The following is a 14,538-nucleotide window of genomic DNA, read 5'->3' on the forward strand; positions in this document are numbered from 1 at the left end:
ATAACACAATTTCACCATTGAAAAAAACTTATAAAAAAATTAAGGTGTGGTTGTAAATCAAACTTGAGAAAAATGAGCATGTATTTAAGAAAATCACTTTGTGCTGCTGTATTACTTGGAATGTCTTTACCTGTATTTGCACAGGGAATTGTATTAAATAATGAAGATCTTCGCACAGATTTGAACTGGTTAAATCAGCAAGGTGTGATTCAAATCAGTACATCGACTTGGCCAATGAGTGGGGATGAAATTCAACGTGCCTTATCTCAAGCAAAAGTTTTAAACAATACCCAACAAAAAGTTATTGATTCAATTCAAAATGCACTAAAAGCAGATAATCAAACCGCAAAATTAGGTTTGTTTGCTGAAACTGATCAAAAAAATATTCCTCAAGCTTTTGGGGATAGTGCAAAAGCACAGTATGTAGGTTCATTAGAATTTAATGCAGGCGGTGAAAACTGGGATGCAAAGCTTCGTGTTAATGGTGAAAAAGATCCGCAAATTGATAACGGCCAAGATGTCAATGTGGAAGGTTCATACATTGCAGGAAAACTATGGAATCAGTGGGTTATTGCGGGTCAAATCCCAACATATTGGGGGCCAGGACATGATGGTAGTTTGATTCGTGGCGATGCCAGCCGTCCAGTTTATGGTTTTACTGTACAACGTGCTGAACAAAAGGCTTTTGAATCTAAATGGTTGTCTTGGATTGGTCCTTGGCAATATCAAGCATTTGCTGGGCAGTTAAATGATTATACGGCTGTACCTGATGCACGTTTAATGGGATTGCGCTTAACTGCACAACCTCTACCTTATTTAGAAATTGGTGCATCACGTGCTTTCCAAATTGATGGGGAAGGTCAACCAGGAAGTGCAAAAGCTTATTGGAATGCTTTTATTGGAAAAGACAATGAGTGTGCAGATAGCACCTGTACGGGGGTGGGTAATCCATCCAACCAGCTTGCTGGATTTGATGCGCGTTTAAATCTTCAATCTTTGCTGAATGTTCCGATGAGTTTTTATGGGCAATATATTGGGGAAGATGAAGCGGGTTTACTACCCTCTAAAAAAATGTATTTAGCTGGTGCTGACTATTCCTCAAGTTTTAAAAATTTGCCGTACCAGCTTTATGTTGAATGGGCGAATACAGAAACAAATGGTGATCCATTAGGTGTTTCTTATAGTCATCATGTTTATAAAGATGGTTATTACCAACAAGGTTTCCCATTGGGGCATGCAATGGGTGGTGATGGTGAAATGATTTCTGTCGGTGGTGATATTCGCTTTGATGTGATGAATCGTTTATCTGGTCGTGCAATCTATGCCAAAGTCAACCAATCTGCTGCTCTCTTTGGTGATAAGCAAATCAACTTAGCCTTCCCAGAAAAAGACAAAATTAAAGCATTAGATTTAACTTGGACACATTATATTAAACCGACTATGCCATTAAAAATTAATGGCTGGGTGAGTGATTCTGATGTACATGGCAATGATGCAGGTGCTTCTGTAGGAATTGAAATTCCTTTAGATAAAGCATTATTCGGCCATTAAGCCCTGAGTTGTCGGGCTGTATATATCTAATTTTAAGCATATACAGTTTGATAAGTTGGGACTAAGCTAAAATCGCTTCTTTAAATTCTAGAAGCGATTTTTAGTTTTAAATTGTTGGTTGAGCTATTTGATATGCAGATCTTCAATTTTTTTAAAGGCTGACTTGAAAAAGGTGAGCTTTTTTATGCTAATGCTTTTTTATATTGGATAAATCCTGTTTTACTCGCAATACGATCATAAAGGTGTTGGGCGCTAATATTGGATTCTTGAGTGAGCCAATAAACACGGTCAAACTTTGTTGCGCAGACCTGATAACAATGCTCAATTAATTGTCGTGCTAAACCTCGATTCCTAAAAGCTTCATCCACAAATAAATCTTGTAGATAACAATAGGGTAAATCTGTCCACATGCTCATATGTGCAATCAAATGTACAAAGCCAACCACCTGACCATTTACTTTGATGGCAAAACCAAACATATCAGCTTGTTCAGGATTTGTGATTCGCTTCCATGATAATCTTATTTGTTCGTCACTGAGTTGTGATTTATAAAATGTTAAATAGCCGCGCCAAAGTGGAAGCCATTGCTCAAAATCAATCTGTTCTAGCGCAATAATTTGTGTGGTCATGCCGATCTCTTGTTGTTGCTTATGATGTTTTTATATATGAATATAAAAAAACAAGCAAAAGGGTTGAGGTGTAAATCACTATAATGAATATAAATTTTAATATGTGTAATAAGTACACGTTTTTGTGAGCTGGTGCTGTCAATGCCTATATCTGAGGAAAGACTTACTCATCTAAAACAGCTTGAAGCTGAGAGTATTCATATCATCCGTGAAGTTGCTGCTGAGTTTGAAAATCCAGTGATGCTTTACTCAATCGGGAAAGACTCAGCTGTCATGCTGCATCTTGCTTTAAAAGCATTTTATCCTGCTAAACTTCCTTTCCCACTGTTGCATGTCGACACAGGTTGGAAGTTTAAGGACATGATTAAATTCCGTGACAACATGGCAAAAGAACACGGTTTTGATCTGATCGTGCATCAAAACAAAGAAGGTAAAGATGCAGGCGTAAACCCATTTGATTATGGTAGCTCAAAATATACCGATATTATGAAAACCCAAGGCTTAAAACAGGCATTGGATAAATATCAGTTTGATGCTGCATTTGGTGGCGCACGCCGTGATGAAGAAAAGTCACGTGCAAAAGAACGTGTTTATTCTTTCCGTGATGCTAAACATCGTTGGGATCCTAAAAACCAACGTCCAGAGCTTTGGAATCTTTATAACGGTAAAGTCAATAAAGGCGAGAGTATCCGTGTATTTCCATTGTCAAACTGGACTGAGTTAGACATTTGGCAATATATCTACCAAGAAAGTATTCCTTTGGTACCTTTGTATTTAGCAGCTGAACGTCCAGTTGTTGAACGTAGTGGTACGTTGATCATGGTAGATGATGAACGTATGCGTTTAAAAGAAGGTGAAGTTCCACAAATGAAATCGGTACGTTTCCGTACTTTGGGCTGTTACCCGTTGACAGGTGCTGTTGAATCAACAGCAACAACACTGCCTGAAATTATCCAAGAAATGCTTTTAGCCACAAGCTCTGAACGTCAAGGTCGTATGATTGACCATGATGAAGCAGGTTCGATGGAAAAGAAAAAGCAAGAAGGCTATTTCTAAGTATTTTTTATATGAATCTCCCCCTAACCCCTCTTTATAAAAGAGGGGGGAACTCCAGCAAGAAAACGGAGGACTTAGGAGGATTTAAAGATATAGCAACCGATTTCAAAATATTGTGGAGCTTTGAGCAATGTCTCATCAATCAGAATTAATTAGCCAAGATATCTTGGCATATTTAAAACAGCACGAAAATAAAGACCTGTTAAGATTTTTGACTTGCGGTAATGTTGATGATGGTAAATCAACGTTAATTGGTCGTTTACTTTACGATTCAAAATTGATTTATGAAGATCAATTACAAGCAGTAACCCGTGATTCTAAAAAAGTGGGTACAACAGGTGATGCACCTGATTTGGCCTTGCTTGTCGACGGTTTACAAGCTGAACGTGAGCAAGGTATTACCATTGATGTGGCTTATCGTTATTTTTCTACTGAAAAGCGTAAGTTTATCATTGCCGATACCCCAGGGCATGAGCAATATACCCGTAACATGGCCACAGGCGCATCTACCGCAGATCTTGCAATCATCTTAATTGATGCTCGTTATGGCGTACAAACACAGACTCGTCGTCATACCTTTATTGCGAGCCTATTGGGTATTCGTAATATCGTAGTTGCGATTAACAAAATGGACTTGGTTGAATTCTCTGAAGCGCGTTTCAATGAAATTCAAGTTGAGTATAATAATTTTGTTAATCAATTGGGTGAGCGTAAACCTGCCAATATCATCTTCTCGCCAATTTCTGCATTGAATGGCGATAACGTTGTAAATAAATCCGAAAATACGCCGTGGTATCAAGGTAAAACCTTGATGGAAACATTGGAAACTGTTGAAATTACACATGATGTAAGCAAACATGAATTCCGCTTCCCTGTGCAATATGTGAACCGTCCTAACCTCGATTTCCGTGGTTTCTGCGGTACGATTGCTTTAGGTGAAGTGAAAGTTGGCGATGAAATTGTGGCTTTACCGTCTGGTAAGAAATCAACAGTGAAAGAAATAGTCACTTTTGATGGCAATTTAGCACATGCAATTGCGGGTCAAGCAGTGACTTTGACCTTGAATGATGAAATTGATATTTCGCGTGGTAATGTCTTGGTCAAAGCAGGTGAGCAACCGCTCATTTCACGTTCTGCTCGTGCAACAGTCGTATGGATGACTGATCAGCCTTTAGTGTTGGGCAAACTTTATAATGTGAAGTTTGGTACACAAACCATTCCGGCTAAGGTTGCGAAGATTAATTATCGTACCAATGTCAACACATTGGAAAAAATGCAAGTTGAACAGCTTGATTTAAATGCAATTGCAGATGTAACAATTGAGTTTGATGCGCCAGTGGTATTTGACCGTTATCATGACAGTCGTTATACGGGTTCTTTTATTTTCATTGACCGTTTAAGTAATGTGACTGTTGGTGCGGGTATGGTTGAAGCTGCGGTTGAATGGACTGCACACAATGAACCTGTCACTGCTGAAGCGCGTGCTGCACGTTTAGGTCAAAAACCGGCTGTGGTTGCTGTATCTGCTCAAGCACTTAAACATGCACAATCTCTTGAAAGCTTATTGATTCAACAAGGTGTTGTTGCGATTGCAAAAACAGGTTTATCAAGCGATCAAGTTGCATTGCTTCGTCAAACTGGTGTTGTGGTGGTAACGGATGTTGAACAGGGTGCTGATGTAGCATTTGCTCAAGAAGCAGTTGAAGAATTGGCTGAAAAAATTGTGGAATTGGTTCGTCTTTAACAGATTGGATTGATTGAGAGAAGCCCACCAGAAGGTGGGTTTTTTGATGCAAAAATTTAATATATACAAGATAAAACTAATCAACATCATATAGATTAAGACATTTTTAATTTTGCATTGTTTAATACTTAGAGAATATATCTTGCTATAAATGAAGGAATTTTAAAAATTTTCATCCTCAACAAGAGCCAATTAGTACTTTTTGTAGTGCTCAGCTAAATCTATTTAGAGCTTCAATGAATGGTACGGCTGTGCAAGCTTTAAAATAAGAAGAATTAACATTGATGGAATGCGATCAAAACAGACTTGCAACAGCACAAGCAATAAAATTCAGTTTTAATTCAAATTAAGATTTAATAGTAGGTCATCTTATGAAAGTATTTTTCCTGATTGGTATTGCAAGTGTATTGACAGCCTGTGTCTCAAACCAATCGAAAATACAGGAGCCGACCAAAGAATGCCGAAACTATCATGCAATGATGACGGCACCTATGGATCCGATGGCAATGCAACGTTTAAAACAAGCTTGTGATGAGTCCGAACGACAAAAATAATTTAATGATTAATCGTGTGCCGATCATTATAAAAAATGCGCTAATCCCAAAGGCTTAGCGCATTTAATTTTTATATAGTTGCGAATATTGTAGTTAAAAAGCATGTTGCGTTTTTAAAATCAAATACGCCCGTAAATCGTTTGGATAGTCGTGAATCAATTCTAAAAACAGCGCTTGATTACCTTGATATAAAGCACGGGTGGCTTCCTCATAATTGGGCATATTGCCTGACATTGCTGACATAAAACGATCAGTTGCCTGTTTTACCAACATTTTATTACTTGCTGAATCGGGGTTATTTAACTCTTGGTCAATCAATTTTCGAATCACGGCAGATGCACTTGAACTTTGTTGATCTAACCAATCCCAATGCTTTTGCTGCAAAGTGATTTCACGAGAAATTACCCCTAATTTAGGACGTCCAACTTTTTTAACTGCTTCAGGTTCAGCATAACGTTGTTGAATATCTGCTGTAGATCCGATGGTATTAACATCAATGGCTTGGCCCGTTTGATCATTAAAAATCAACACAGGTGTGGAAGTGTTTTGTTGAGTCTTAATGGTTAATGCCACGTTTAACAAAGAATCAGTGATTAAACGGTCATTGCCAATAAAGGCAGTGTAGGTATTTTCAGTATTCATTTTAAAACCTTTAGATATTTTTATCTGGGTAAAACTAATTTGTGTTTGAATATTATCAGGGTAAAATTAAATTAGCAAACAAAAAATGATCAATATGGTTTTTTGATGTTTAAAAATGGCAATAAAAAAGCATGTAAATCGTTAAGAATTACATGCTTACTTGTCAAAAATATAATCAATTAAAAGCGATAACCTATTTTTAAACCATAAGCGAGCGCATGGTTATCTGTAAAATCAGCAACATAGCTTGTTTTACCTGCCTGTGAAGCGATTTGCCCTTCAGCATCACCTAACCAAAAATATTTAACACCACCAGCAATAAAGGTCTGAGCTGTAGGGCTAAATTGAGCACCAATACCCACATTCCAATAACCTTCAGTTGGCCCAAGTGCTGTAACTGGATTTCCTGCACCAGAGTCCCAGCCTACAGAAACATTAGCCATCCATTGCTCGGTAAGTTTACGTCCTACACCAACATTGGCAGACCATTGATCTTTAGAATACGACAATAAATCAAAACCATTGGGTTGCGCGACAGAAGGCAGCTGTCCGACGATTTTAGAAATTGCACCAAATTGAACGGGCTGAATCCTAAAATTTTTCCAATTTACCCAGCGTACATTGGCAAAAGCAACAGTGTCTTTCATAACACCACTTTGTAAATCTAAATTCACCGATTGAGGTGTGGTGATTTTAGATTCACTCTTGCTACTGGCAATTTTATTTGCCACAGCATCAGAAATGACACCAAGTTTAACCAGTGCGGGTAAGCTTGAGATATTTTCAGTCGTCGCAGTTTCATGGTCAATTTCAGAAAGGTAGGTTATAGCAGTTTTGAAGGCAATTTCGGGAATTTGATAAGCAATACCTGCGAGCCAGCCGATACCACTATCTTTTTTCATGGTTGCATCATAACCATTGTATACACTGGTGGCTTGACCTCTTAAATGCAGTTCTCCTTCAATGGTTTGATAAACACCTCCTGCATATAAATTTAAATTTTTTATAGGTTGATAACCAAAAATCATACTGAGACTTTCTGAATCTACTTTAGCTGATGTATTACCTTTACCAAGATAAGCTTTAGTGGCATCGACTTGGTTGCTAATCTCTGCTTTAACGCCAGTATTAATCTGGTTTTTTACCGTTTCATTGGTGTTGTATGCATTAAGCGTTTGATTGTACTTGATTTGACCTTCGGCCGAATTTAAGTTAACCCCTTGAGCTTGCAATGTTAGCGCGACTTTTTGTTCCGAACTTAAAGCAGAAAATTTTTGATCAATCATTGAATTAAGTAATTTTTGATCTAGTATCGTTGTCTTATCATCTGTGACAAAAATATTATTGCCAGCGTATTTTACTTTTGCCCCAAAGGGTTGATCGTATAACAAACCAAATGAAACTTTGTCTGCGATTTGCAATTTGATTGCTGCATTTGGAAAATAGTAGTCATCTCCCATATCTTGAATATTACGACGAGTCGCTGAAACATCTGCTTCTTTACCCGTCACCGTTGGATCTAGTATTGAAATCCCTGCTTCAAAATAATGATTAGGTTGAAGGAATGCAGAAATAGATTGTCCTGATCTATCCATTGCTGCTGCATAGAGTGCTGAACTCGGTATATAAATCGAGAAGAGCGCAAGCAGTACTTTGTTGATTTTCATCATTATCAGCTCCTTGATAATATGTTTTATTGAGTTTATTTTTATTCCAAATTATAGATTGAAGCTTAATCACATACGCTATGATTGGTATGAACATAGCAAAAATACAATTTGAATCAAGTGCTAAACTGGACATTGTGACTAAATGTTTATGTCATTTATGCAAGTCTTTATTTTAAAGCTGTTTTAGCCAGCTTTTAGCTATATAAACAATTGAAAACTATATTTTTGTAAGGATACCCACGCTATTTTGTAGACATTGGTGGCGAAATATTTGCACATGCATTGGTTTATGTTCAAATACAGAAAACATGAAAAGCAATGAATGGAATAGGAAAGAAAGTATGTCTACAAAGAATATGCAACAGGTCATTATTACAGAACCCGGTGGTATAGAAAAACTGGCTTATGAAACGGTAGAAATTCCTCAACCCAAAGCAGATGAAGTTTTGGTTAAAGTCCATGCATTTGGGATTAATCGACCTGATATTTTACAGCGTCAAGGCTTATATCCTATGCCAAAAGGAGTGACACCTGTTCCCGGTTTGGAAGTTGCTGGAGAAGTCATTGCAGTGGGGGGAAATGTCACTTTATTCACAGTGGGGGATAAGGTTTGTGGACTGACCAACGGCGGTGGTTATGCAGAATATTGTGTCGTGCCAGAATCTCAAACCATTAATATTCCAGAAGCTGTAAGTTTTGTTCAAGCTGCAGCAATACCTGAAACCTTCTTTACCGTATGGGCCAATGTTTTTCAAATGGCGCATGCCAAAGCAGGTGAAACACTATTGGTACAAGGTGGCTCAAGTGGTATTGGTACAACCGCGTTAATGTTAGCGCAATCATTCGGTTTGAAAAGCTTTGCAACTGTAGGTTCAGATGAGAAGATTCAAGCCATTCGCCATTTGACCGATGCGATTAATTATAAAACTCAGGACTTTGAACAGGTCATTCATGAAAAGACCCAAAATGAGGGTGTCGATATTATTCTTGACATGGTTGGGGCGCCTTATCTAGATCAAAATCTAAACCTACTCCGTAGAGATGGGCGTTTGGTTTATATCGCATTTTTGGGTGGTGCAAAGGCCAAAGAGGTAAAATTGGGGCAGATTATGATGAAACGTCTCACTATTACTGGTTCAACTATGCGTGCGCGTACAACTGCTGAAAAAGCTGAAATTGCCAAAGGTTTGGTGGAACATGTGGTTCCATTGTGGGCAAAAGGCGAATGCTTACCCATGATTTATAAAACATTTAAGTTTGATCAGATCCAAGCAGCGCATGCATGTATGGATACAGGTGAGCATATTGGTAAAGTTGTGGTGGAAGTGATTTAAGATCGCGTTGTTATACAAAGCTTTAAACATTTGCCATTGTTTATGAATGTGTAAGGCGACTTCAATCTAATTCATATAGATGAAGTCGCCATTAAAAACCAGCGATTAAAAGCCTGCTAATACGATCTTACCAATACTTTTACCTGACTCAATCAGCGTATGTGCTTGGGTTATATGCTCAACATTGATTTTGCCTAGGTTTTGTCCCAAAGTGGTTTTGATTCTTTGGTCATCAACTAATTTTGAAACTTTATTTAAAATATCACCTTGTCGGCTAAGATCTTTGGTTTGGAATGTAGAGCGAGTAAACATCGATTCCCAATGTACAGAAACAGACTTAACTTTAAACGGGTTAATGATAAAGTTTTCAGGATCATCAATTAAACCAAAATGGCCTTGGGGTGCAATCAAATTGGCAATCGCTTGTGTATATCGCCCTGTACCATTAATTGAAAAAATATAATGAGGTAGCCCAATATTCAAGTCTAGGATTTGCTGTTCTAATGGTTGGCTATGATCCACAATATAATCTGCGCCAATTTCAGTCAGCCATGCTTTAGATTCAGGGCGGGAAGCTGTGGCAATAACAGTAAATTCAGTCAGTACTTTTAACAATTGAACCGTAATAGATCCTACACCGCCTGCAGCGCCAATGACTAAAATCACAGGTTTTTCAACTTTGGTGTCTTGGATTTTTAAACGGTCAAATAACATTTCATATGCGGTGAGCGACGTTAATGGTAAGGCTGCGGCTTCTGCATCACTCAATGATTTAGGTTTTAGTCCAACGATACGTTCATCGACCAATTGGAATTCAGCATAAGAACCTTGTCTTTGATTTGAACCCGCATAAAAAACTTCATCACCCACTTTAAAATTTTGAACTTTTTCTCCGACTGCTTTCACGGTCCCAACCGCATCATGACCCAAAATTTTCCAAGTATCATTGTCTGGCGAAGTACGCTGTCGCATTTTGATATCGACTGGATTGATTGAAATGGCTTTGACCTCAATCAGTAAGTCATGACCTGTTGCAACTGGCTGTTCGATTTCGATTTCGGAAAAAACATTGGCTTCTGAGATTGCGAATGGTTTATTATAAGCAACAGCTTTCATAAGGTTTCACTTTTTATTGGCATATCAAATCAATAGCAAAAAAATCTCAATTAAGAAAGCAAAAAATTGTCAGTTTATGCTTATTGATAGGATTTTATCGAATGGTCTTAATCAAAAAATTTGGACAGTAGTAAGCGTATAGGCAAGATAAACAATTGCCAGCATGTGTAAAGCGGCAAAGTCAGCCAATTTCCATGATTCAAGGTGCGATTAAATGTTTGTCGTTCCTTTTGATCAGCCGCAGGGGTAATTCGGTAAGCAAATACGAATAAAATCACTGCCAGCACAAGGCACAGAGGTCGTGGTTGTTGAGCAAAATAAAAATTGATGGATACAAAGCGGAATAAAAACTGGTACAAGCGAGTAGGGCTAAAACAGACATTAAATTATCATCCTTTATTATTATTTGATCAGGCAGAGATACATCGCAGTAGAGTAACATTATCTCTGACTTAATTTTAAAATTGTGCGAAAATAGAGTTTCTATTTATTTTTGTTTTAGGACTCCCATGACAGATTCTTCTGCTTCATTAAGTGATATTGAAATTTTAGACATTCTTCAGTCGATGAAATCGGATGAACTGAATGTTGAAGCACAAAAAATCATTCGTGATGGTGGAAAAGCAGGGCGTCAAGAAGCACATAAACAGGCATTGGTTGCTTTACATCAAAGCTTTGAAGACAAACTTGTTGAAGCAGTGACTTTGGCTTTAAATTTAAATGAAGCGCAAGCCAAGAAAATTCGTTATAAGAAAGATCGTGTTCGTATTTTAAAAGCAAAAGGTATCGATTATTTAGCCATTGATGGTGCAGAAACTGCTCAAGTGCTATCGCAAGTTGCTCAAGCGATTATTCGTGAAGATGCCACCGTGACGCGTGACCTGCATAATATTTTTCCTTTCTGGAAAGAAGGCTGGCCAATGGTGCAGTTCGATAGTGCCTATAAAATTTTAGAAGATGACATTTCAATTCATTATCAAGCGTTGCTCGATGTCTTGATTCATCCTTAATTGGATTTGATTGTAAATAAATCATTATTTTAAATAGATGATGATGAAAATAATCTATTTAAAATGAAAAAAAGCCGATATAAATATCGGCTTTTGTCTATTAGTGGAGTGTTGAATAAAGTGGGAATACACCGAGCAGCATGGCTGCAACCAGCATTACCAAACAGGTCAAAATCGCCCATTTAATGGTGAACTTCTGATGCTGTCCAAATTCGATACCAGCCAATCCACATAACAAATAGGTAGAAGGAACCAATGGTGACAGTAAGTGCACAGGTTGGCCGACAATTGAAGCACGTGCCATTTCTACAGGTGTAATACCATAATGACTTGCTGCTTCTGAAAGGATCGGTAACACCCCATAATAGAAAGCATCATTCGACATAAAGAAGGTCAAAGGCATACTAATCACAGCAGTAATTGGTGCTAAGAAAGGCCCCATACTTTGTGGAATAATCGCCACCAATTCTTTCGACATTGCATCAACCATGCCTGTCCCTGAAAGAATCCCTGTAAAAATCCCTGCGGCAAAAATAATACCCACAACGTTTAGGGCACTACCTGCATGATGAGCAACCAAAGATTTTTGCATATCGACGTCTTTATAGTTCACCACCAATGCAATACAAAGCGCGATCATAAATAAGATCGGTAAAGGCAACACACCTTTCACCAAACAGATCATCAGTACAACGGTTAATAAGCCATTGAACCATCTTAAGTGTGCACGATTTGCTTCCGGGTTCGTTGAAATTTGAATGTCATCACCATGACTAACATCAAGTTCAATAATACCTAAGCGTTTACGTTCCATGCGACCATACATAAAACCTACAAAATAGAGCCAAAGAATTGCAGCCAGCATTGGTAAAACCATAGGCACAAAGATTTCACTCGCCTCTACATGCAGCGCACTTGCAGCACGTGCCGTTGGTCCACCCCAAGGGGTAAGGTTCATGATTCCGCTTGCCAGCATCATTAAACACGCCATAATCAGCGGGCTCATACCTAATTTTTTATAGAGCGGAAGCATTGCTGCCACACAAATCATGTAGGTGGTTGAACCATCACCATCAAGAGAGACGATGAGTGTCAGGGTAATAGTACCAATAACGACTTTAAGGGGATCACCTTTGACCAGCTTTAAGATGAACTTTACAGAAGGATCAAACAATCCCGTGTCAATCATGATGGCAAAATAGAGAATTGCAAAAAGTAGCATTACGCCTGTTGGTGCAAGTTTTTTCACCCCATCAAGCATCATTTCACCGAGCTGTTTGATTTCTAAATGCCCAAGGCTGTCGAAATAGAAGCTAAGACCGTAAGCGATTAATGCAAATAAAATTGGAATAAGTGTGAGTGCTGCAAGCGCAGTCATTCGTCTAGACATGATTAAGTACATAAAGCACAAAATCATGCCCAAACCTAATACGGTTAGCATAGTTCGATCCTTGAATGAGACTTTTTTAACAGAAGTCTTTTAGTTTTTTAAGCAGAAGCATGCTAATAGTTATTTGATTAAATTAAAATATCCTTGTAGAAATACTGAATTCAGCACTATTTTTTAAATAAATAGAGTATTCAAAACAGATATTTAAAAATGAATATTATTTTTGCACCAAAATGGTTATAAATTATATATTGTTGATTTATATGTTTATTATATTTTTGGTTTTTAGGAATTGAGTTCATGTTAATTTTCATATTTTTAAAATTTATAAATCAAAAGCGCATAATCTAATCAAAGACGCTCTGGAAGTTTTAATATTGAAGCACTACTTTGCATAAAAAAAGCTTAGCAAGGTGATTGCTAAGCTTTAAATACGCTAAAGAAACTTACTGTGAAGAATCTTCTGAGCTCGATGGTTCTGCTTTTTCAAGTAATCGAGTGACTAGTAGCTGGTCAATTTTAAAATGATCTACATCGACCACTTCAAATTTATAACCACCAAAAATTACTGTGTCAGCTGGTTTGGGAATTTTTCTTAACTGATACATCATAAAACCCGCCAGTGTTTCATAGTTTTCTTCATCTGGCATTTCATCAATGGCTAAGGCATGCTTCATGTCTTCGATTGGAGTACTCCCATCGATCAACCATGAGTTGTTATCCCGTTTAATGATTTGTAGCTCTTCATCCATTGGTGTAACCCAGTCGCCCATCACAGTGATCATGATATCTGACAGGGTAATAACACCAACCACAAGTGCATATTCATTAAATACCACCGCAAATTTTTCTTTGCTTGAGCGGAAGCGGTCAAGAAGTTCAGAAAGGGTCAATGAGTCAGGAATGGTTAATACTGTACGAATAGTTGATTCGTGCAGCTGATTAATTTTTTGATTATTCAGAATCCGTACCAAAATATCTTTGGCATCTACATAGCCAATCACTTGGTCAATGGTTTCGTTACAAACCAGGAACTTTGAATAAGGGTATTCAGCTAGCTTTTGGCGGATACTTTCTTCAGGCTCTTTTAACGTAAAAAACACCACGTTTTCACGTGGGGTCATACTAGATGGAACATTACGTTCCTCAAGTTCAAATACATTTTCAATAAAGTGATGTTCTTGCTTTTGTAAAACACCTGCCTGAGCACCTGCATCCATCACCGCTGAAATATCATCAAAGGTAATGTTGTCTTCACGTGTTGTATTGACTTTAAACAAGCGGAACAACAAATTAGCCACCGCATTGATAAACCAAGCTAAGGGTTTACAAACCACGATAAAGATCTGGATGGGATTAATGACTGAAACCGCAATTTTTTCCGGTGCAATCATTGCCATACGTTTTGGCATTAAATCGGCAAAAAGAATAAACAGTGAAGTGACTAAAGTAAATGAGAGGACAAAGCTAATGGTTTCCGTCCAATTTCCGACATAGAAACGCGAGACAAATTCAAGAAAATAAGGGCGAAAGGCACCTTCACCTAAAATACCGCCAAGAATAGCAACAGCATTTAAACCAATTTGGGATGCGGCAAAGAAATCGGCAGAGTTTTGCTGTAAGTCTAGGACTTTTTGTGCTCGCTCATCGCCAGATTCGGCAAGAATTTTGAGTTTAACTTTACGCGCACCTGCAAGGGCGATTTCAGTTAAAGATAAAAAACCAGCTCCTGCGATGAGGACAGCGATGATTAGGATATTCTGGAACAGGCTCACGAATCCACCTATGGATCATCATTATTATGAGATATTTTTAACACATAAAAGGGGGTGGTAGTGAGTA

General features: G+C 37.9%; 12 protein-coding genes. 6 read left to right on the forward strand and 6 right to left on the reverse strand.

The window, feature by feature from the left end; genetic code table 11:
• The first annotated feature begins 78 nt into the window (after window positions 1-78).
• On the forward strand, window positions 79-1,551 hold the full coding sequence (locus tag AC07U8_RS04265; RefSeq protein WP_096733333.1) for a capsule assembly Wzi family protein: 1,473 nt from the start codon (window positions 79-81) through the stop codon (window positions 1,549-1,551).
• Between the two features lie 182 nt (window positions 1,552-1,733).
• Here the strand turns inward: AC07U8_RS04265 and AC07U8_RS04270 are convergent, their stop codons facing one another.
• Window positions 1,734-2,180, reverse strand: coding sequence for a GNAT family N-acetyltransferase (locus AC07U8_RS04270; RefSeq protein ID WP_096733334.1), 447 nt, complete (start codon window positions 2,178-2,180; stop codon window positions 1,734-1,736).
• Between the two features lie 147 nt (window positions 2,181-2,327).
• Between AC07U8_RS04270 and cysD the strand changes: the two genes are divergently transcribed.
• From cysD to AC07U8_RS04285, 3 genes are all read left to right on the forward strand, one after another.
• Complete coding sequence (cysD, locus tag AC07U8_RS04275) at window positions 2,328-3,236, forward strand: sulfate adenylyltransferase subunit CysD (protein WP_171066897.1); 909 nt, start codon at window positions 2,328-2,330, stop codon at window positions 3,234-3,236.
• A 130-nt stretch (window positions 3,237-3,366) separates the two neighbouring features.
• Window positions 3,367-4,980 carry a sulfate adenylyltransferase subunit CysN gene (gene cysN, locus AC07U8_RS04280; protein WP_315074670.1) on the forward strand — a complete coding sequence of 538 codons (1,614 nt, stop codon included), beginning with the start codon at window positions 3,367-3,369 and terminating at the stop codon, window positions 4,978-4,980.
• Window positions 4,981-5,351: 371 nt separating this feature from the next.
• Window positions 5,352-5,534, forward strand: coding sequence for a hypothetical protein (locus AC07U8_RS04285; protein WP_315074668.1), 183 nt, complete (start codon window positions 5,352-5,354; stop codon window positions 5,532-5,534).
• Between the two features lie 93 nt (window positions 5,535-5,627).
• On the opposite strand, the gene AC07U8_RS04290 is transcribed toward AC07U8_RS04285, so the two are convergent.
• A complete protein-coding gene (locus AC07U8_RS04290) occupies window positions 5,628-6,176 on the reverse strand; it encodes a DUF2239 family protein (RefSeq protein ID WP_315074666.1) in 549 nt (182 codons plus the stop codon).
• Between the two features lie 179 nt (window positions 6,177-6,355).
• Window positions 6,356-7,843 carry a long-chain fatty acid transporter gene (locus AC07U8_RS04295; RefSeq protein ID WP_494738578.1) on the reverse strand — a complete coding sequence of 496 codons (1,488 nt, stop codon included), beginning with the start codon at window positions 7,841-7,843 and terminating at the stop codon, window positions 6,356-6,358.
• Window positions 7,844-8,187: 344 nt separating this feature from the next.
• On the opposite strand from AC07U8_RS04295, the gene AC07U8_RS04300 reads away from it, so the two are divergent.
• Window positions 8,188-9,180, forward strand: a complete 993-nt coding sequence (locus AC07U8_RS04300) for an NAD(P)H-quinone oxidoreductase (RefSeq protein ID WP_494737389.1) — start codon at window positions 8,188-8,190, stop codon at window positions 9,178-9,180.
• A 105-nt stretch (window positions 9,181-9,285) separates the two neighbouring features.
• On the opposite strand, the gene AC07U8_RS04305 is transcribed toward AC07U8_RS04300, so the two are convergent.
• The gene (locus AC07U8_RS04305) at window positions 9,286-10,296 is read right to left on the reverse strand and encodes a zinc-binding alcohol dehydrogenase family protein (RefSeq protein WP_494737390.1); all 1,011 of its coding nucleotides are present in this window, start codon (window positions 10,294-10,296) and stop codon (window positions 9,286-9,288) included.
• A 509-nt stretch (window positions 10,297-10,805) separates the two neighbouring features.
• On the opposite strand from AC07U8_RS04305, the gene AC07U8_RS04310 reads away from it, so the two are divergent.
• On the forward strand, window positions 10,806-11,306 hold the full coding sequence (locus AC07U8_RS04310) for a hypothetical protein (RefSeq protein ID WP_004819381.1): 501 nt from the start codon (window positions 10,806-10,808) through the stop codon (window positions 11,304-11,306).
• Window positions 11,307-11,406: 100 nt separating this feature from the next.
• Here the strand turns inward: AC07U8_RS04310 and AC07U8_RS04315 are convergent, their stop codons facing one another.
• Both AC07U8_RS04315 and paeA read right to left on the reverse strand, forming a co-directional pair.
• A complete protein-coding gene (locus AC07U8_RS04315; protein WP_494737391.1) occupies window positions 11,407-12,747 on the reverse strand; it encodes a CitMHS family transporter in 1,341 nt (446 codons plus the stop codon).
• A gap of 395 nt (window positions 12,748-13,142) precedes the next feature.
• Complete coding sequence (gene paeA, locus AC07U8_RS04320) at window positions 13,143-14,471, reverse strand: polyamine export protein PaeA (RefSeq protein ID WP_034610998.1); 1,329 nt, start codon at window positions 14,469-14,471, stop codon at window positions 13,143-13,145.
• Window positions 14,472-14,538 lie beyond the last annotated feature (67 nt).

The sequence above is a fragment of the Acinetobacter sp. GW821-FHT01E09 genome (assembly GCF_059422385.1).